Here is a 19,796-nt window from a genome sequence, read left to right as displayed (position 1 = left end):
TGATCCACTGGATGGATGACTGACGACACCCTGCGATCGGTAAGCATCGAGCGGACGGCGGCCGGGCGCTACCGCGCCACCAATGCGCGCGGCGGCCAGCTGGTATTCGGATCCGGCGACGACACCGACTTCACCCCGGTCGAGCTGCTGCTCGCGGCCCTGGGCGGCTGCACCGGGATCGACGTCGACATCGCGACCTCCCGCCACGCCGAACCGACCGAGTTCACCATCGCGGTCAGCGGCGACAAGATCAGCGACGAGCAAGGGTCCCATTTGACCAACCTCGAGGTTCGCTTCCGGGTCGCCTTCCCCGAGGACGAGGCCGGTGACCGTGCCCGCACCATCCTGCCCCGTGCCGTGCGCACGTCGCACGACAAGCTGTGCACCGTCAGCCGCACGATCGAGCTCGGGTCGGAGGTTCGAGCGATCGCGGCGGACCGCTAAGCGTACCTCCGCATCGCACCGGCCATGCGCGGTTTCGGACGGCTTCGCCGACGGCGCCCATTAGCCTCGATATTTCGTGACCGTGGCGTGCTGGCCTGATGTGCTCGGGTGGCCCGTCTGGGGTCGGTTCGGCCGTGGAACGGTGTGAGAGGTTGGCCCGTGCAGTGGGTTGGCTGCCGGGTTCGACTGGCCCGGGGGTCCCTTTCGTCTGATTGTCGGGTCAGGTTTCGCCTAGGTGGCGTGTAGACGGTCGAGTGCGGTGAGCGCGAGGCCGACCGCTGGGGCTGTGCGGGATAGCCGGAGGTGGACTCGGCGGGCGTGGCGGGTGATCCGGGCTGGCAGCGAGAATAGTTGCAGGCGAAGGGTTTTCGGTTTCCAGCGGCGCGCGTGATGGTCGTGCAGGGCGAGGATCTGCAGCAAGCCATCACGTCGGTGTAGCCCTCGACGACCACCGCCTGATGGCTCTTGACGATCTCCCGCTTGGCCATGTCCAGGCCGAACAGCACCTGAGACTTCTTGTACAGCACCGTTTCCGGCGAATTGATGTACTTGGCGGTCATCTGGTCGTCGTCGTACAGCCGCCGCGCGCCGAAGCCGATGACCTCCCCGCTCAGGTTGCGAATCGGCCACAGCAGCCGCCGGTGGAACCGGTCTATCGGCCCATGCCTATCCCTCGGCGAGTCGCTGTGCGGTGAGCGCGGCCTGCAGCGCCGTGATCCCGTCGACGGTGAACGGGCTATGGGGCGATATCTCCGCGAGGCGGTTGAGCCGGTTGTTGATCGTGTTCGGGTGCACGGCGAGCATCCGCGCGGTGCGCTGTCGATCCAGGTCGCAGGCGAGATAGGTTTGTAGCGTCTGCATCAGCTCAGGGTGGCTTCGCACCGGCGCGAGCGATTCGAGCAATCGCTCGACCCCGGGGCCGGGGCGGCTGAGCTGGTATGCCACAGACACATCTGCCAGGCAGTAGACGCCAGGAGAGCAGTTCAACGCGCGGGCGAGGCGCAGGACCTCATCGGCCTCATCAGCCGCGGCTTGGAGCATTCCAACGCTCGCGTGCTCGACGATCGCCGCGGTCACCGGCGCACCTGCCGCGGACTGCATGGCGGTGATCAGCCACGCCGTGCGCTCGCGCGTACTTTTCGCCGCCGTGGTGGCGCCGCACGGGAGCAGGACGTGTCCGCCCGCGCGGTCCAGGAGCGGAAGCACCGACGGCCCGCCACCGGGACTGAGCACCCGTAGCATCCGGTGCAGCTTGCGACGCCCCGCGACGACGCGACTGTTGTCCTCGGACGCGAGCTCGTCGGGGGTGAATCCGAAGTTCAGCGCCAGAACGTCGTAGTGCTCGGCGAGTATGACGTCGAGCCGTTCGGCGTCGGCTCTCGCATCCTGGCCGAGCAGCAGAAGGCGCGCGACGAGCTGGGCCGCACCCGTCTGTTCGGCCAGTAGCACAGCCTGCTCATCCTGATAAGCCTCCACGAGTTCGGCTACGAGAACCTCCTCCAGCCGCAGCGTCATGGATCCGATCCAACCGAGCTCCGCCGACTCGCCGCTGGTGGCGACGCTTCGACACTCGGCGAAGAACTCCTGGCAGCCGCTCTGCCACAGGTGCAGCAGCAATGGAAGGGGTACTCCCTCACGGGCGCGCTGGGCCGCCCGTTCGCGCAGCTCGCATAGGTCGTCGTCGTCGGGCGCGCGTTCCTCGAGCAAGCTGCGGATCGCGAGCAGAAAGTAGCGCCGTCCGATGTATGGGACCTCAAAGTCGCGAACTTCCGCTGGTAGCTGCTGCGTGGTCACCCTCAGGCAGGCGTTTCGCTGGGCGAGGAGGTCGACGCGGCCGCCGACCACGTTCAGGATGCGCAAAACGCCCGTGGGACGTTCACCATCGCCCTCCAGCAGTGAGCCGAGTGAGCCGTAGTGTTTCATCGCTGCATTGTGCTATCGCACACCTGCACGTGTCAGACACTTGAATAATTCACACGCGCACCGCTCGTGACATCCATCACGCTTACATTATGAAACCGACCACCACGGAACGCATGTCCCTGTCCATCGCCAATGTTGGTGAGGGTGGCTATCCTCGCCTCCACGTCGGCGCCCGTGAACTGCGCAAACAGTCGGACTTCGCGCCGGAATCCGAGCCTTATACGTCGCTCTCACTGCGTCCGATGACGCCGTTGATCGGGGCCGTCGTCGAGGGCGTCGACCTTCGGAAGGTCGACGATGCGCTGCACGCGGAGTTGCATCGAGCACTATTGGAATGGAAGGTCCTGTTTTTCCGCGATCAGCTGCTCGATGGGCCCGAGCACATCGCGTTGGCCAAGCGGTGGGGCGGTATCGAGGTCAACGACTTCTTCCCCAACGGAGACGTACAGGAGATCTCGCGGCTGGCCAAGGGGCCCCAATCGATCGGCTTCGAGAACAACTGGCACAGCGACACCTCGTTTCGCCGGGATCCCTCGATGCTGTCGGTCCTGCGAGCGATCGAGGTGCCGGCCACCGGCGGCGAGACGATGTGGGCGGATATGGCCGCTGCCTATGACAACCTGCCCGAGTCCGTGAAAGAGCAGATCGACGGGCTGACGGCGATCCATACCTTCACCAAGTCGTGGGGGCTGGCGATGGCCCCGGAGCAGGTCCAGGCAATGGCCGAACTGCACCCGCCGGTGGCGCACCCCGTAGTCCGAACGCACCCGGAGACCGGGCGCAAGACGCTCTATGTCAACGAGCCGTTCACCACCCAGATCGACGGGCTGCCCCGCGACGAGGGGGATGCGTTGCTGGACTACCTGATGTTTCAGGCGCGGGTGCCCGAGTACCAGGTCCGTTTCCGCTGGGAGCCGGGCTCGGTGGCCATCTGGGACAACCGCGCCACCCAGCACTACGCCATAAACGACTACTACCCGCAGCGACGCGTCATGGAGCGCGTCACCGTTGTCGGCGATCAGCCGTTCTGACGGTGAGTCGGCCCCCTCGGGCGGCACGAGTCCTCCGACTCGACCACGGCTGATCTGCTCTTTCAATCTCTCAATCCCCGAATCCGCGCGCCGCGCGCCGATCCGTGCACTCACATATCTGCCCAGCACTGTCGAGGAGCATCGTCATGTCAGTCAACGCAAAGGCGGCGGTGCGCAGCGCTGAGTGCGACCCCGAACCGCCTGCTCGGTACTCATCGGGCAGGGCGTGGCTGATCACCGCAGCGCTCGCCCTGTTCATGGTCGTGAACTGGGGTGACAAGGCGGCCCTCGGGCTCACCGCCCATGCGCTCGAGAAGGATCTGGGGCTCACGTCCGCACAGTACGGCCTCGCGGCCAGCTCCTTCTTCTTCCTGTTCGGGATCGGGACCGTATTGGGAGGCATTCTCGTCAACCACATTCAGACCCGGTGGGTGCTGCTCACGATGGCCGTGCTGTGGGCGGTGGTGCAGTTCCCCATGCTCGGGGCTGCGTCGTTCTCGGTGCTCGTAGCCTCGCGAGTCGCCCTCGGCTTAGCCGAGGGGCCGGCGCTTCCCGTCGCGCTACACGCGGTATTGAAGTGGTTCCCGGACGAGATGCGCGATATCCCCAGCTCCATCGTCATCGGGGCCTCGGCGGTCGGGCTGGTCGTGGCCGCACCGGTCATCTCCTTCATTCAGGTCGCCTGGGGATGGCGATGGTGCTTCGGGGCAATGGGCATCGCCGGTCTGCTGTGGACAGTGCTGTGGCTGTGTATCGGACGGGAAGGTCAGGTGGATGAGCCTATCGGCCCGCCGGAGGGTCCTGTGCAGACCAGCACGACGTCCAGCGAAGACCACGAGGTCACCGAACCACCCGTGCCGTACCGGCGAGTGTTCTTCGCCCGGACTTGGCTGTGTTTCGCGCTGGCAGGATTCGCCTGCTACTTCGTCACCAGCCTTTCGACGACGTGGCTACCGGAATACCTCGAATCGATCCGGGGGCTCAGCACCATCACGACCGGCAACCTCATCGCCGGAGTCGCTGGTTTCGGTGCACTGGCAATGTTCGGACAGGGAATGATCTCCCGCCGCCTGATAGCGCGGGGGGCGTCTACTCGATGGTCCCGCGCCGGTGTGGCCGGTGTGGCCGTGGCCGTCTCCGGAGCCTGCCTCGTCGGCTTCACATTCCTCGAGGGCCCGCTGCAACTCGTGCTCATGCTCCCGGCGTTCAGCCTGTACGCGGCGAGTTACGCCGCATCGAGCGCCGCCGTCGCGCAGATCTCACCTGCCGCCCAGCGTGGCGCGGTGCTCGGTGTCCTCTTCGGATTTCTCGGGGCAGGCGGGGTCGTCGCACCGTTCGTCACGGGACAACTGGTGCAGGCAGCGCACGGATCGGCGAAAGGCTACAACGCCGTGTTCCTGATCGGTGCAGCCCTGCTTGCGGTCTCCGGCCTGTGCGTACTGCTGTTCGCAGATCCGGAGCGAGATGCCCGACACCTGGCACCGTCCGTCCCATTTCGGTCATCCCGCAAAAGTTTGACCGTGACCCGCGAAAAGGGTCACTCGCAGTGAAAGGAAAATCAATGAGGTTGAGGACTGTCACAATGGTCGCAGTTCCCGTTATCGCCGCTCTCGGAGCAAGCGCCGGGGTATCGAATGCGGCACCTCCAGCGGACGACACCGCCGTCCATTATGCGGTGAGCAGGTCGGGCGAATCCGCGGTGATCGCCACCAACGGAAAGTGGGTGAATGAGGCGGGCCACCTTCTCCTGGAAAACACTGCAGGCGCCGTCGCGGCGATGCTACCGCTGACCTATCGGATCGACGACCTCGCCTACCCCATCAGCGCGCACGTCGACGGTGGAACCGCCACCCTCACCCCAATGCAGGAAAACGGCAGACCGGCGACCGACCCGGTGCGCTCGTCGGATGTGGTGCCAACCTCCAGGCTGCAGTCGGTCGCCGAGTCGTTGACCCCGCGCGACTCCCAGGCGCTGGCAACCCTGACTCAGCGCTTGACCGCCGTCAGCGTTGCCAGCGCTGTGCTGGGCGCGATCGTCGGCGGCGGCGCCGGATGCCTGCTCGGTGCGGCCGTCGGCGCCACCAGCGCCGCGGCCGCGACACTCTTGCTCGGCCTGGTACCGGGCGGGATCATCGGCTGCATCGTGGGCGCCGGCGTGCTCGGGCCGGTGGGCGGGATCGGTGGCCTGACCATTGCCGGTGGGCCGATGCTCGCGTTTTCGGCCTTCCAGTACTTCTCGACGATCATGTCTCCGTGCACGACGCCCGGACCCTACTGCGCGGATCCGGCCAACCCCGCGGCCAGCGCGCCCCGGTCCCCAGCAACGCAGCAAACGGCACCAGCACCAGGGACACCGGGCCAAGGAATCCAGGCTGGTGAACGTAAGTGAACCTGCACCAATGGTGCGAGCGCCTACGCCAGCCCGCACCATTGGTGCGCACCAGGATGGCCTCGAGGCGTGGCGCCACGGAGCAACCCAACGCCCAGCATGACGACGTCCCGCTGACCGGAAGGTTCTGGCCGATTCTGGTGCTCACTGAATTGGCGACCGGGCTGATGGGCGTGGTCCTGATGTGGTCGCAATTCCGTGCCCAGGCCCTGGCGTTTCCCGGTGGCAACAACTACCTCACCAACGCGGCACAAGCCGGGTCAGCGAGCTGGTGGGTGCCTGGTTTTCTTGGTGGAGCCAAGTGGAGGTGACCGGTATCACTGCAGGAATGCGAGGGACAATGGTGAGCGAGAAGGACCGCTTCGACTATGTGATCGTCGGGGCAGGCAGCGCGGGTGCGGTGGTGGCCACCCGGCTGTCGGAGGATCCGGCGGTGTCGGTGCTGCTACTCGAGGCGGGGGGTGCCGACGACGCCGATGAGATCCACATTCCAGCGGCTTTCGCCTCGCTGTTCAAGACCAAGTGGGACTGGAACTACGAGACCACCGCGCAGAAGCACATGGCCGGACGCCGGGCGTTCTGGCCGCGTATGAAGGCACTGGGCGGCTGCTCGTCGATGAACGCGATGATCTACATTCGCGGCAACCGGGCCGACTTCGACTCCTGGCGTGATGATTTCGGCGCGCAGGGCTGGGGCTACGAGGATGTGCTGCAGTACTTCCGGCGTGCCGAATCGAATTCCCGGATCCGTGACCGCTTCCACGGCGGCAGTGGCCCGCTGCATGTCGAGGACCGCCGGTTCACCCACGAACTTACCGACGGCTGGATCGACGCGGCGATCGCGCACGGACTGGCGCGCAATGACGACTTCAACGGGAGCGACCAGGAGGGCGCGGGCCGCTACCAGATGACGTGTCACAAGGGACGGCGCTGGTCGACCGCCGACGGCTACCTGCGTCCGGCGATATCGCGACCGAATCTGACGATCCGTACCCATGCCTTCGTCACCAAGGTGTTGCTGGACGGTATGCGGGCGGTGGGTGTGTCCTACCGGCACCGGGGTGCGACGCACCTCGCTCTCGCGGACTCCGAAGTCGTTTTGTCCGGCGGTGCGATCAATTCGCCGCAGCTGCTGATGCTCTCGGGCATCGGCCCGGCCGCGCACCTGCGCGAGCACGGGATCGAACCGGTGGTGGACCTGCCCGGGGTGGGAGAGAACCTGCACGATCATCCGGTGACGCCGTACATCTGGCGCACGCAGCGGACCTCCGATCTCACCGACTTCTCCACCCCGGGCCGGCTGATGCAGTGGCAGCTGACCGGTCACGGACCGCTGACCTCGAACGTCGGCGAGGGCGGCGCTTTCTTCTCCTCGCGTGACGGGTTGGCCGCACCCGACATTCAGATCCACTGCGCGCCGACGGGCTTCTACGACAACGGGTTCCGTGAGCCGGTCGCCCAGATGGTCACGGCAGGTGTGACATTGGTCAATGTCGCCAGCCGCGGTCGGCTGCGGCTGCGTTCGGCCGACCCGACGTGGAAGCCGGAAATGAATCCCGCCTATTTCGAGGATCCGGTCGATATGGCGGCGATGATATCCGGCGCGCGCCGGATCTTCGAGATCGCTCGGGAGCGCCCCATCGCACGGTTCCTGGGACAGCCCTACCTGCCGGAACGCGTCGATGCGGTGAGCGACGACGCGCTGGCCGACCACATCCGCGCCTGGACCCAGACGCTGTATCACCCGGTTGCCACCTGTGCGATGGGCACCGGCGAACAGTCCGTCGTGGACCCGGAGTTGCGGGTTCGTGGCATCGAGAATCTGCGGGTGGCCGACGCGTCGGTGATGCCGGTCGTGCCCCGGGGCAATACCAACGCCGCCACGATCATGGTGGGCGAGAAGGCATCCGATCTGATTCGCGGCGGTCTCGCATGACTCCGCCGCTCCAGTCCCAGGAAATACGAGGAGAGTCCGTGAGTTCCGCTGTCGCCGCCACCTTTGATTCGCTCGACCCTGCCACCGGCGACTCGGTCGGCACGCACCCAGTGTTCACCATCGACGAAGTGAACGAAACCGTCGCTCGCGCAAGGGAAGCCGCACGTTGGTGGGCGCAACTGGGGTTCGGCGAACGGGCCGACCGGCTGAAGAAGTGGCGCGGGGTCATCGCCCGCCGCATGGCCCAGCTGGCGGAGATCTCGCACGCCGAGACCGGTAAACCGACCTCCGAAGCCCAACTCGAGATCGTCATGATGCTCGACCATCTGGCATGGGCCGCGTCCAACGCCCCGAAAGTGCTGGGGCGCAAGAAGGTATCCACCGGGCTCATGGCCGCTGATCTCGGCGCGACGGTGGAATACCTGCCCCTGGGTGTGATCGGCGTGATCGGGCCGTGGAACTTCCCCGTGTTCACCCCGATGGGATCCATCGCCTATGCGCTGGCGGCGGGAAACGCGGTGGTGTTCAAGCCGAGCGAGTTCACCCCGGGCGTCGGAGCCTGGCTGGTGGATGCGTTCGCCCAGGTGGTGCCCGAACATCCGGTGCTGCAACTGGTGACCGGTCTCGGTGAAACCGGTGCGGCGCTGTGCCGTTCGGGTGTGGACAAGATCGCCTTCACCGGCTCGACCGCCACCGCGAAGAAGGTCATGCGTGCCTGCGCCGACACTCTGACCCCCGTGCTGATCGAGGCGGGCGGCAAGGACGCGCTCCTGGTCGACGCCGATGCCGACCTCACCGCGGCGGTCACCGCGGCGGCGTGGGGCGGCCTGTCCAATGCCGGGCAGGCGTGCATCGGCACCGAACGCGTCTATGTTCACGAGGCCGTCTACGACGAATTCCTCACCAAGCTGAGGAATCTGGTGCGCGGCGTGCGCGCGGGCGACGACCCGGAGGCGCAACTGGGCCCCATGACCATGCCCACGCAGCCGCACGTGGTGGCCGAGCACATCGCCGACGCGCTGCATCGCGGTGCGCGGACGCTGATCGGCGGACTGGATGTGGTCGGCGACCGGGTCGTGCAGCCGACCATCCTGACCGAGGTCCCTGAGGACGCGCTCGCCATGACCGAGGAAACCTTCGGGCCCACCCTGGCGATCAACAAGGTTCGCGACATGGACGAGGCCGTCGAACGCGCCAACAACTCGCGCTACGGCCTCGGCTCCGCCGTCTTCAGCAAGCGGCGGGGCGAGGAACTGGCCCGGCGGCTGCGCACCGGCATGACCGGGGTCAACCTGGTCTACCTGTTCGCGGCGCTACCCGAACTGCCGTTCGGCGGGGTCGGCGACTCCGGCTTCGGCCGGATTCACGGTCCCGACGGGCTCAAGGAATTCACATACGCGAAATCGGTTGCCCGCCGCCGTTTCCCGGCCGCGCTGGCGCTCACCACCTTCGCGCGTACCGCCAAGCTGGACAAGCTGTTGGCCACCCTCACCGTCCTGCGGCACGGCTGAGAACTCGAAGCACGATGAGAGGAACGAGTATTCGATGTTGAGCACGATGCAGGACGAGCAGCTGTCGCTGGCGACGCTGCTGCGCTACGCCTCCACCTTCCAGGGCGACAGTACCGTGTCGACCTGGACCGGAGACGGCATCCGTACGCAGACTTTCCGCGAGATCGGCGCGGACGCCGCCCGCCTGGCCAACGCGCTACGCGGACTCGGCATCGGCGAGGGCGACCGAGTCGGCACGTTCATGTGGAACAACAACGAGCACATGGTCGCCTACGTGGCAGTGCCCGCGATGGGAGCCGTGCTGCACGCGCTCAATATCCGGTTGTTCCCCGAGCAGCTGGTGTATGTGGCCAACCACGCCGAGGACCAGGTTGTCATCGTGGACGGCTCGCTGGTGCCGATGTTCAACCGGCACCTGCCCGATCTGGAGACGGTCCGCCACGTCATCTTGGTCAACGGCGACGCCGCGACGGTGACCGCGCCCGAGGGAGTCACGGTGCATGACTACGCCGAACTACTTGCGGCGCAGTCGGATAGCTACGACTTCCCGGTCATCGACGAGCGTTCGGCCGCAGGCATGTGCTACACATCCGGCACTACCGGCGCGCCCAAGGGCGTCGTGTACTCGCATCGCTCCAACTGGCTGCACGCCTCGCAGGTGTGCGCGCCCAGCGGCATGGGCTTCACCACCGCGGACACCGTGCTGACCATCGTGCCGCTGTTCCACGCCAATGCCTGGGGCATGCCGTACGCCGCGCTTATGTCGGGCGCGAATATGCTCATGCCCGACCGATTCCTGCAGCCCGGACCGCTGCTCGAGATGATGGCTGCGGTCCGGCCCACCTTCGCGGCGGCCGTTCCGACCATCTGGGGCGGTGTCCTGGCCGCGCTGGACGCGCAGCCGCAGGACATCTCGCATCTGCGCACCTGCGTGGTCGGCGGAGCGGCGGTGCCGCCGTCGATGATGCACGCCTTCGAAGAACGATTCGGCGTCGAACTGCTGCACGCCTGGGGCATGACCGAGACCTCGCCGCTGGGTTCGGTGTCGCATCCGCCGACCGGTTCCGAGGGCGAGCAGCGCTGGGCCTACCGCTACACCCAGGGCCGGTTCCCCGCCGGTGTACAGACGCGCCTGGTCACCGACGACGGAACCGTGGTGCCCAATGACGGAGAATCGTTGGGCGAGTTGGAGGTTCGCGGGCCGTGGATCACCGGCGCCTACTACTCCCCGCAGGGCAGTGAGGTCGATCCGGACAAGTTCCACGACGGCTGGCTGCGCACCGGTGATGTCGGCAAGATCAGCCCCAACGGGTATCTGACCCTGGTCGACCGTTCCAAGGATGTCATCAAGTCCGGCGGGGAGTGGATCTCCTCAGTCGACCTGGAGAACGTCGTCGTCGGGCATCCGGCTGTGGCCGAGGCCGCCGTCATCGGGATTCCGGACGAGAAGTGGGACGAGCGCCCGCTGGTCGCGGTGGTGCTCGCGGCCGGCGCGACGGCCGAACCCGAAGAATTGCGGGCGTTCCTGGCCGACGATTTCGCCAAGTGGCAGCTGCCTGAGTACTGGACCTTCATCGATGAGGTGCCCAAGACCTCGGTCGGAAAATACGATAAGAAACGCCTGCGCGGCCAGTACGCCGACGGTGTCCTGGCGGTCACCAAGCTGAGCTGAAGTATTCCCAGCGAATGAGCCCGTGGACCGTTGGTGCACGGGCTCATTCACGGCGACGTCGATCATGGCGTTATGGCCCTCGACAGTCGGCCGATCGGGCGACCTCCAGCGAATGAGTGAGCCGGGTGCGTGGGGTGTCGCCGTCGCGCGGGCCCATCACCTGCGTCTTGTCGGCCAGGCGGCGCAGCGCCGCAGAATGCAGCACCCGGGCGCGATCACGGGCGAAATCGCTGCGGCGCTCGGGAGCCTCGGACCAGCTCAGGCCAGCGGTCTTCGCCGTCTCGGGCACCATGCGCGCACGGTCTCGGGCGGTGTAGGCGTCGGTCGCACCGCCGGGCAGGCCGCCGGTCATCACGTCTCCTCGAAGATCACTGCTCCGCAGTCTATTTGAAAATCTGCGGGGAAGTGCGTGAGCTTGTCGGTGTACCAACCCCTCACACCGTTCCACGGCCGAACCCACCCCAGACGGGCCGCCCGAGCACATCAGGCCAGCACGCCACGGTCACGAAATATCGAGGCTAGGCGTCCGCTGGCGCGGACAGTTCGTTGGTGGCGATCTCCAGATCCTTGTCACCGCGGCCGGACAGGCACACCAGCAGCACCGAGTCCGGAGCCAGTTCGCCGCGTTCGCCCATCCCGAGCACATGCCCGAGCGCATGCGCGGACTCCAGCCCGGCGACGATTCCCTCGCTGCGGGACAGCGCGTGCATGCCCCGCAGCGCGACGGCATCGGTCACCGCGCGGAACTCGGCGCGCCCGGTGTCCTTGAGATGGCTGAGCTCGGGACCGACCCCCGGATAGTCCAGACCGGCGGCGATGCTGTGTGTCCGGGCGATCTGACCGTCCTCGTCCTGCAGCAGGTAGCTGTAGGCGCCGTCCACCTCGCCCGGGGTTCCGGCGCTCAGGGTGGCGGCGTGATCGCCGGTCGCCACGCCACGTCCGGCGGCCTCCACCCCGATCAACCGCACGCCCGGATCGTCTATGAACGGATGAAACATCCCGATCGCGTTGCTACCGCCGCCGACGCACGCCACCACGTTATCCGGCAGCCGGCCCTCGGACCGCAGGACCTGTTCCCGCGCCTCGAGGCCGATCACGGTCTGGAAGTCGCGCACGATCGTGGGGTACGGCGCGGGTCCGGCCACGGAGCCGAGCAGGTAGTAGCTGTCGTCCAGGTGCGCCACCCAGTCGCGGACCGACTCGGTGATCGCGTCCTTGAGTCGACGACCACCGCTGTACACCGGGCGTACCTCGGCCCCAAGCACCTTCATCCGCAGGACATTCATGGACTGCCGCGCCATATCGTCGGCGCCCATGTAGATCACGCAGCTCATATCGAACATCGCGCAGACGGTCGCCACCGCCACCCCGTGCTGACCGGCCCCGGTCTCGGCGATGATGCGACGCTTACCCATCCGGCGGGCGAGCAGGGCCTGCCCCAGGGCGTTGTTGATCTTGTGTGCTCCCGTGTGCGCCATGTCCTCACGCTTGAGCCAGACCCGCACGCCCGGCGTCCCCAGCAGCCCGGTGAATCGTGGAATCGAGTGCAGCAGAGTCGGTCTCCCCACCCGCTCCCGCAGCAGCTCGTTCAACTCGTTCCGGAACCCCGGGCTGTCCATCGCATCCTGATACGTGTCTTCCAGCTCGAGCAGGGCGCCCATCAGGCCCTCGGGGACGTAGCGGCCCCCGTACCGCCCGAACCTCCCGCGCACGTTCGGAGCTGTCCCGGACAGGGAGCGACAACTTTGCGCAACACCGTGGTGGAGAACCATATATGTGACAACCTTCATACCCGAGCAGCTCCGATGGCTGGAGTATTCACCTCATGTGAACCTCGAGCATGACCACTATCCCCACCAGTGGTTAATTCTCGGTGAGAGGCTATCTTCCGGCAGCGCTGGGAGACCGGCGTCCGGCCTATCGGATGGAGCGGACCTCGGGGTCGGCCAGGGCCGAGGCCGCGGTGGCGGCTTCGGGGAGCAACTGGTCGAGATGGTAGGGGTAGACCGTCTCGCCCAGCTTGTCCAGGGCGACGATGTCGTCGGGGGTGCACCACTTGTTGTCGGTGACGCAATGGCGTTCCCACGCGGTCGGATTGGCGGCCGACGGGGTGAAACTCTTTGTGCGGGCGACGAAGAAGAGCTCCTCGGAGCGAATCAGCTCGCCGTCGAAGGGGAACACCGCGACGCGGCGCCACAGCGGGCCGCGCAGCAGCGAGGAGTCCAGGGCGTACCCCGTCTCCTCCCACAGTTCCCGGACCGCCGCGGTGCGCAGGGTCTCCCCCGGTTCCACGCCGCCGCCGACGGTGAACCAGAAGGGCATGTCCGGGGTCTTGGGATCGTGGCCGCGCATCAGCAGCACGCGGTCCTGGTCGTCGAGCAGGACCACGCGCGCGGACGTGCGCACGGTGTCGACGTCCAGCCCGGTAGTCGCGGCGGGGGTGACACGCTCGGCGATCTCGAAATACGTTGGCAGCGGCGCCGTGCCGCCCAGGTGCAGGAGCTGGACCAGGCGGCGGGTACGCAGCGCGAGGGTGTCACGGACGGCATCGTTGTGGAAGCGGCGCGCAATCAGCACCCGAGCCTCCGCATCGGCCAGCTCCGCCACCAGCTGCGGGCGCAGCTGCGTGATGTCCAGCGCCGAGAGCGCCGCGGCCAGCTGATTCTCCGCGGTCTCGCGGCTGTGCCAGTCGGCGCGCTCGGCCCGATCGGCCAGGGTGACAAGCTGTCTGGACCGTTCGGCCGTCGCCGCGTCCGCCGCGGGACCGGCCATCGAAATCGCCACGGTGCGCGCGACGACCGCCCGCCGCGACAGCGCCGCCTCGAGGGCGTGGCGAGCCTGATCACTGCGCACATGCAGCCGGTCCAGCCGGTTCGCCGTGGAATACGCCCAGACGCCCGCGGCGACGAGCAGCGCCACGATGAGCGCCAGGACCAGGATCGTGGTCGCGGAGAAGGAGATCATCCGGCGGTCCTCACCCGGGTGTCACCGACCGTGACCGTCTCGTACACCCGCAGAATCTGTTCGGCCACGACCGGCCAATCGTATTCGCCCACCACCTGATTCGCGGCGCGAACCAGCTCCTCGCGGCCCGCCGGGTCACCGAGCAGTTCGATCAGCGCACCGGCCAGGGCGGCCGAATCCTCCACCGGCACCAGCCGGCCCGCCGTGCCGTCGCGCAGCACCCGGCGGAAGGCATCCAATTCGCTTGCCACGACGGCGGTTCCAGCGGCCATCGCCTCCACCAGCACGATGCCGAAGCTCTCCCCGCCGAGGTTGGGTGCGCAGTAGACCTCGGCGCTGCGCATCGCCGAGGCCTTCTCCGCGTCCGTGACCTGGCCGAGAAACCGCAGGTGTGAGGCGTTCTCACCGGCCTCGCGCCGTAGTCGCTCCTCGTCGCCCCGCCCGACGATCAGGATCTGCACGCCGGGGTGGCGGCGCACCAGCTGCGGCAGCGCGCCGAGCAGCACGTCCATCCCCTTGCGGGGCTCGTCGTAGCGGCCCAGGAACAGCACGGTTCCGCCCTGGCGCGGATAGCCCGGCAGCAGCGGCGCGTGCGCGAACGCGGGCACGTCGACGCCGTTCGGGATCTCCACCGCGTCCCCGCCCAGGGCCTCGACCTGCCAGCGCCGTGCCAGCTCCGAGACCGCGATCCGCCCGCTGATCTTCTCGTGGTACGGCCGCAGCACACCCTGAAAGGTGCTGAGCACCAGCGACTTCGTGGTCGAGGTGTGGAAGGTCGCCACGATCGGCCCCTCGGCCACCTTCAGCGCCAGCATCGACAGGCTCGGCGCGTTCGGCTCGTGGATGTGCAGCACGTCGAAATCGCCCTCGGCGATCCAGCGCCGCAGCCGGGAGTAGGCGGTGGGACCGAACGACAGCCGCGCCACCGACCCGTTGTACGGGATCGCCACGGCCTTGCCCGCCGAGACCACGAACTCCGGCAGCGGCGTGTCGTCGGACGCCGGGGCCAGCACGCTCACCCGATGCCCCCGCTCGATCAGCACCTGCGCCAGCTCCACGACGTGCGACTGCACTCCGCCCGGCACATCGAACGAATACGGGCACACCATGCCGATTCTCATGGTGCGCTGTCCTGTGCTGCTCCGCCGTCCGGGGAGACCGCTCCGACCGCAGCCGCGGCGTCGTCCTGCGATGCGGCGCCATTCGCCGACGCCGAACCGTTCGGCTGCACCGCGCTGTCCTGCCGCGCAACACCACCCGCTGACGCCGTGCCGCCCCGAGGCACCCGGTCCTGCGCGGCGGCGATTCGGGCGAGGCGGGCCGGGGACAGGTCCGTTTCCCACATGGGTTGCAGCATGTGCCAATCCGCGGGGTGCGCGGCGATATTGGCGGCGAATTGGTCGGCGAGGGCCTGGGTGGCGGCCGCCACTCCGCCCGAGGTGTCGATTTCCGGATCGACCTTCAGCCCCCAGGCCTCGCGGCCGGTGGCGTCGACGGTGAACCAGCTGTGCACCGGCAGCAGGGCGGCGCCGGTCTCGATGGCCAGCTTGGCGGCCCCGGCGGGCATCCAGGTGCGCTCGCCGAAGAAGGTCACCGGAACGCCCTTTCCCGTGAGGTCGCGCTCCCCCATCAGGCACACAATCTTGTTGCGCCGCAGGCGATCGGCGAGCTGCGGGAACGGTGGCTCATCGCCGCCGGTGAGCGGGAACACCTCGAATCCGAGGCTCTCGCGGTAGGCGACGAACCGCTTGAACAGCGCCTCGGGCTTCAGGCGCTCGGTGACCGTGGAGAACGTGTCGTAGTTCTGTACCAGCCACACCCCGGCCATGTCCCAGTTGCCCGAATGCGGCAGCACCAGCAGCACACCGCGGCCCCGCGCCAGTCCGGCGTCCAGGTGCTCGAGCCCGCCCACCGGCAGCAGCGGCGAACGGCCCAGTTCGGCATGGTCCATGGTCGGCAGGCGGAACGCCTCGCGCCAATACCGCGCGTACGAGCGCATGCCAGCTCGGATCAGGTCGTCGGGCACCGCCTCGGGCGCCACGCCCAGCACCCGGGCCAGGTTGCGGCGCAGCTGATTCGGCTCACCGGTGCGGTGGGTGGCCCGATTGGCGCGCCGCCCGGCCCAGTCGCCCCCGGCGTCGAACATCCTGCGCACGCCCCGCTCCGGCAGCGCGCGCAGCAGCCGCCACCCCGCGGCGAACGCCTTGTCCGTCACTGCCGATTTCAGATCCGTCATCGCGCGTCCCCTCCGTCACCATTCCGCATCGTCATCCCGACGCACCCAGTGGTCATCGCGGCGCACCACATCGCCGTCCCGGCGCACCGCCTTGTCTCCGCGCACCGCCTCGTCATCCGGGCGCACCGTCGCGTTGTCACTGCATGCGCTCGGCAGGATCCTGCGCTACCGAACTTCCCGCCGAAGGCATGCGGTACTGACGAGATAGTGGCAGGCGCGAACGACACGATAGGGGCGTGCGGGGATGACGGCGGTGAGGACATCACGCGCTGCCCGACGTCGCCGTGCCGGGCTCGGTGTTGTCCTGCTGTGCCTCGGCCGGCTTGTGCGACGAGTTCGCGCCGGGCTTGGGCGGCAGCACATCTCGCGCACCCGCCGAATTGCGCACCGCGAGCACGCGCTGGAAGACGGTGACGATACTGAGCACGGCCAGGATGTACATCGCGACATACACCGCATAGACCAGCCAGCCGATACCCCAGTATTCGCCGATACCGGTGAGTCCCGCGCCCACGAGCACGATGACCAGACGATCGGGCCGCTCGATGAGGCCGCCGTCGGCGCTCAGGCCGCTGGCCTCGGCGCGTGCCTTCACGTACGAGATGACCTGCGAGGTCACCAGCACCACGAGCGTCGCCGCAAACAGGTGCTTGGAGTGTTCGTGGTACACCGACCACCACGCCAGCGCGCCGAAGATCGCCCCGTCGGCCACCCGGTCGCACGAGGCGTCCAGCACCGCACCGTATTTCGTGCCGCCGCCGCGCGCGCGGGCCATCGCGCCGTCGAGCATGTCGAACATGACGAACAGCCAGATCACGATCGTGCCCCAGAACAGGTGATCGGACGGGAAGAGCGTCACCGCGGCCACGATCGAGGCCGTGGTGCCGATCAGCGTCATCGCATCGGGCGTGAGCCCGGTACTCACCAGCGCTTTGCCCAGGGGCGCAGTCGCTTTGGCGAATGTCTCACGACCGAAGAAACTGAGCACGCTAAGCTTCCTCCCATGCTCCGGCCAGTAGGGCGCGAGTCTCCCGTAGCAGCTGCGGCATAACCTTCACCCCGCCCACGACGGTGATGAAATTCGCGTCACCGCCCCAGCGCGGCACGATGTGCTGGTGCAGGTGGTCGGCGAGCGAACCGCCCGCCACGCCACCGAGATTCAGCCCGACATTGAAGCCCTCGGGCCGCGACACCTTCTTCATCACCCGGATCGCGCGCTGGGTGAACGCCATCAGTTCGGTGCTCTCCTCGACCGTGAGATCCTCGAGGTTCGCCACCCGCCGGTACGGCACCACCATCATGTGCCCCGGGTTGTACGGGTACAGGTTCAGCACCGCGTACACCCACTCGCCGCGGGCGATGACCAGGCCGTCCTCATCGGACATCTTCGGGATCTCGATGAACGGATGCCCGGACGCCGTGCGCTCACCGCCGTCGCGGTCCTCGCGCTCGCCCACCGCCCCGGTGATGTACGACATCCGGTACGGCGTCCACAGCCGCTGCAGCCGGTCGGGATCCCCGACCCCGGCGTCGCGGATCTCGCCCGAGCCCGCCGGTGACACCGAATTCTCCTGCGACACTGTCATTCCCCACCGCTCACGATCGAGAATCCCTCCGCGGTCGGTGAGGCGTTCTCGCGGCGGCCGATCCAGTCGACGACGGTCGCGACCGCATCGGCGACGGGCACCCCGTTGACCTGGGTGCCGTCGCGGAAGCGGAAGCTCACCGCGCCCGCGGCGACGTCGCGCTCACCGGCCAGCAGCATGAACGGCACCTTCTGTGCGGTGTTGTTGAAGATCTTCTTCTGCATCCGGTCGTCGCTGCGGTCGACCTGGGCGCGCACGCCCGCGTCGTGCAGCAGCTCGATCACCCGATCCAGGTGCGGGACAAAGGCTTCCGCGACCGGGATGCCGACGACCTGCACCGGCGAGAGCCAGGCCGGGAAGGCGCCCGCGTAGTGCTCGGTCAGCACGCCGAAGAACCGCTCGATGGAGCCGAACAGGGCGCGGTGGATCATCACCGGACGCTGCTTGGTGCCGTCGGAGGAGGTGTACTCCAGGTTGAACCGCTCGGGCAGGTTGAAATCGAGCTGGATGGTCGACATCTGCCAGGTGCGCCCCAGCGCGTCCTTGGCCTGCACCGAGATCTTCGGCCCATAGAAGGCGGCGCCGCCCGGATCGGGCACCAGCTCGAGCCCGGAGGCCCCGGCGACCTTCTCGAGGGTTTCGGTGGCCTCCTCCCAGATCTCGTCGGAGCCGACGAACTTGTTCGGATCCTTGGTCGAGAGCTCCAGGTAGAAATCGTCGAGGCCGTAGTCCTTCAGCAGCGACAGCACGAACTGCAGCGTGGAGGTGAGCTCCGCGTGCATCTGCTCCTTGGTGCAGTAGATGTGCGCGTCGTCCTGGGTCATGCCGCGCACCCGGGTCAGGCCGTGCACGACGCCGGACTTCTCGTACCGGTAGACCGACCCGAATTCGAACAACCGCAGCGGCAGCTCGCGGTAGGACCGCCCGCGGGCGCGGAAGATCAGGTTGTGCATCGGGCAGTTCATCGGCTTGACGTAGTAGTCCTGGCCGGGCTTGCGAACCGTGCCGTCCTCGTTGTACTCCGCGTCCAGGTGCATCGCGGGGAACATGCCCTCGCGATACCAGTCCAGGTGGCCCGAGACCTCGAACAGGTGCCCCTTGGTGATGTGCGGGGTGTTGACGAATTCGTAGCCCGCGTCGATGTGCCGCTGACGCGAGTACTCCTCGAGCTCCTTGCGGATGATGCCGCCCTTGGGGTGGAACACCGGCAGGCCCGAGCCCAGCTCGTCCGGGAAGGAGAACAGGTCCAGCTCCAGCCCGAGCTTGCGATGATCGCGCTTCTCGGCCTCGGCCAGCAGGGCCAGGTACTCGTCCAGCGCCTCCTGCGACTCCCAGGCGGTGCCGTAGACGCGCTGCAGGTCCTCCCGGCTCTGGTCGCCGCGCCAGTACGCCGCCGAGCTGCGGGTCAGCTTGAACGCCGGGACGAACTTGGTGGTCGGGATGTGCGGCCCGCGGCACAGATCGCCCCAGACCTTCTCGCCCGAGCGCGGATCGAGATTGTCGTAGATGGTCAGCTCTTTGCCGCCGACCTCCATGACCTCCGGATCGTCGATGCCGGACTTGTCGGAGATCAGCTCGAGCTTGAACGGCTCCTTGGCCAGCTCGACTCGGGCCTCCTCGACCTCGACCACCCGGCGCGAAAACCGCTGTGCGCCCTTGACGATCTTCTTCATCCGCGATTCCAGCTTGGCCAGATCCTCGGGGGTGAACGGGCGATCGACCCGGAAGTCGTAGTAGAAGCCGTCCTTGATCGGCGGGCCGATGCCGAGCTTGGCCTCGGGGAACTCCTGCTGCACGGCCTGGGCCAGCACGTGCGCGGCCGAGTGGCGGATCACGCTGCGCCCGGCCTCGGTGTTCGCCGCGACGGGCTCGACCTCGGCGTCCTGCTCCGGGGCCCAGGACAGATCCCTGAGGTTGCCCTCGGCGTCGCGCACGACGACGACGGTGTCGGGGCCCTTCGTCGGCAGGTCCGCCTCGCGCACCGCGGAGCCCGCCGTCGTCCCGGCCGGCACCCGGATGAGGGCGGCTGGGGTTATGCGGGCTGAGATGGTCACGGCTGCGCTCTCCTTAGGCATTGTTGTACTCGAACCGGACGTCTGTGATG

General features: G+C 67.5%; 16 protein-coding genes and 3 pseudogenes. 8 read left to right on the top strand and 11 right to left on the bottom strand.

Going from position 1 to position 19,796, the window contains the following annotated elements; translation table 11 throughout:
* Window positions 1-15: 15 nt before the first annotated feature.
* Entirely contained in the window at window positions 16-444 is a 429-nt protein-coding gene (locus KO481_RS26290) for an OsmC family protein (protein WP_215920767.1), read from the top strand.
* A gap of 231 nt (window positions 445-675) precedes the next feature.
* Here the strand turns inward: KO481_RS26290 and KO481_RS45065 are convergent, their stop codons facing one another.
* The 3 genes and pseudogenes from KO481_RS45065 to KO481_RS45060 all read right to left on the bottom strand — a co-directional run bounded on the left by KO481_RS45065 (window position 676) and on the right by KO481_RS45060 (window position 2,367).
* Window positions 676-864 carry a transposase gene (locus tag KO481_RS45065; RefSeq protein ID WP_215920765.1) on the bottom strand — a complete coding sequence of 63 codons (189 nt, stop codon included), beginning with the start codon at window positions 862-864 and terminating at the stop codon, window positions 676-678.
* Window positions 864-1,124 (bottom strand): annotated as a pseudogene (locus tag KO481_RS26280) (DNA primase); the annotation flags it as partial. The pseudogene KO481_RS26280 and the gene KO481_RS45065, both read right to left, overlap by 1 nt.
* Window positions 1,111-2,367 (bottom strand): PucR family transcriptional regulator, encoded by a 1,257-nt coding sequence (locus tag KO481_RS45060; RefSeq protein ID WP_215920763.1) that lies wholly within the window; start codon window positions 2,365-2,367, stop codon window positions 1,111-1,113. The gene KO481_RS45060 and the pseudogene KO481_RS26280, both read right to left, overlap by 14 nt.
* A gap of 89 nt (window positions 2,368-2,456) precedes the next feature.
* Here KO481_RS45060 and KO481_RS26270 point away from each other — a divergent pair, with 89 nt between their 5' ends.
* From KO481_RS26270 to KO481_RS26240, 7 genes are all read left to right on the top strand, one after another.
* Window positions 2,457-3,398 (top strand): TauD/TfdA dioxygenase family protein, encoded by a 942-nt coding sequence (locus tag KO481_RS26270; protein ID WP_245401536.1) that lies wholly within the window; start codon window positions 2,457-2,459, stop codon window positions 3,396-3,398.
* A gap of 146 nt (window positions 3,399-3,544) precedes the next feature.
* Window positions 3,545-4,948 carry an MFS transporter gene (locus KO481_RS26265; RefSeq protein WP_215920761.1) on the top strand — a complete coding sequence of 468 codons (1,404 nt, stop codon included), beginning with the start codon at window positions 3,545-3,547 and terminating at the stop codon, window positions 4,946-4,948.
* A gap of 11 nt (window positions 4,949-4,959) precedes the next feature.
* Complete coding sequence (locus KO481_RS26260; RefSeq protein ID WP_504740217.1) at window positions 4,960-5,787, top strand: DUF8020 domain-containing protein; 828 nt, start codon at window positions 4,960-4,962, stop codon at window positions 5,785-5,787.
* Between the two features lie 56 nt (window positions 5,788-5,843).
* Window positions 5,844-6,098: a hypothetical protein gene (locus KO481_RS26255; protein ID WP_215920750.1), complete on the top strand. Its 255-nt coding sequence runs from the start codon at window positions 5,844-5,846 to the stop codon at window positions 6,096-6,098.
* Window positions 6,099-6,127: 29 nt separating this feature from the next.
* A complete protein-coding gene (locus KO481_RS26250; protein WP_215920749.1) occupies window positions 6,128-7,723 on the top strand; it encodes a GMC family oxidoreductase in 1,596 nt (531 codons plus the stop codon).
* Complete coding sequence (locus tag KO481_RS26245) at window positions 7,720-9,234, top strand: aldehyde dehydrogenase family protein (RefSeq protein WP_215920748.1); 1,515 nt, start codon at window positions 7,720-7,722, stop codon at window positions 9,232-9,234. The genes KO481_RS26250 and KO481_RS26245 overlap by 4 nt, the downstream gene beginning before the upstream one ends.
* 34 nt (window positions 9,235-9,268) lie before the next feature.
* Entirely contained in the window at window positions 9,269-10,906 is a 1,638-nt protein-coding gene (locus KO481_RS26240) for a long-chain fatty acid--CoA ligase (protein WP_215920747.1), read from the top strand.
* Window positions 10,907-11,000: 94 nt separating this feature from the next.
* Here the strand turns inward: KO481_RS26240 and KO481_RS26235 are convergent.
* From KO481_RS26235 to thrS, 8 genes and pseudogenes are all read right to left on the bottom strand, one after another.
* Window positions 11,001-11,258: pseudogene (locus KO481_RS26235) on the bottom strand (deoxyguanosinetriphosphate triphosphohydrolase); the annotation flags it as partial.
* 166 nt (window positions 11,259-11,424) lie between these two features.
* Window positions 11,425-12,618, bottom strand: coding sequence for a tryptophan synthase subunit beta (gene trpB / locus KO481_RS26230; protein WP_308166790.1), 1,194 nt, complete (start codon window positions 12,616-12,618; stop codon window positions 11,425-11,427).
* A 205-nt stretch (window positions 12,619-12,823) separates the two neighbouring features.
* Window positions 12,824-13,867: an NUDIX hydrolase gene (locus KO481_RS26225; protein WP_215921071.1), complete on the bottom strand. Its 1,044-nt coding sequence runs from the start codon at window positions 13,865-13,867 to the stop codon at window positions 12,824-12,826.
* Window positions 13,867-14,991, bottom strand: coding sequence for a glycosyltransferase family 4 protein (locus KO481_RS26220; protein ID WP_215920745.1), 1,125 nt, complete (start codon window positions 14,989-14,991; stop codon window positions 13,867-13,869). The genes KO481_RS26225 and KO481_RS26220 overlap by 1 nt, the downstream gene beginning before the upstream one ends.
* Window positions 14,992-15,167: 176 nt before the next feature.
* Window positions 15,168-16,106 (bottom strand): annotated as a pseudogene (locus tag KO481_RS26215) (phosphatidylinositol mannoside acyltransferase); the annotation flags it as partial.
* A gap of 262 nt (window positions 16,107-16,368) precedes the next feature.
* Window positions 16,369-17,094: a phosphatidylinositol phosphate synthase gene (gene pgsA / locus KO481_RS26210; protein WP_215920741.1), complete on the bottom strand. Its 726-nt coding sequence runs from the start codon at window positions 17,092-17,094 to the stop codon at window positions 16,369-16,371.
* A gap of 1 nt (window position 17,095) precedes the next feature.
* Window positions 17,096-17,692: an ATP adenylyltransferase gene (locus tag KO481_RS26205; RefSeq protein WP_215920739.1), complete on the bottom strand. Its 597-nt coding sequence runs from the start codon at window positions 17,690-17,692 to the stop codon at window positions 17,096-17,098.
* The gene (gene thrS, locus KO481_RS26200; RefSeq protein WP_215920737.1) at window positions 17,689-19,767 is read right to left on the bottom strand and encodes a threonine--tRNA ligase; all 2,079 of its coding nucleotides are present in this window, start codon (window positions 19,765-19,767) and stop codon (window positions 17,689-17,691) included. The genes KO481_RS26205 and thrS overlap by 4 nt, the downstream gene beginning before the upstream one ends.
* Between the last annotated feature and the right edge of the window lie 29 nt (window positions 19,768-19,796).

The sequence above is a fragment of the Nocardia albiluteola genome, assembly GCF_018860155.1.
Taxonomy (GTDB): domain Bacteria; phylum Actinomycetota; class Actinomycetes; order Mycobacteriales; family Mycobacteriaceae; genus Nocardia; species Nocardia albiluteola.
The sequence above is the reverse complement of the archived record's forward strand: the minus strand, read 5'-3'. Positions and strand labels throughout refer to the sequence as shown.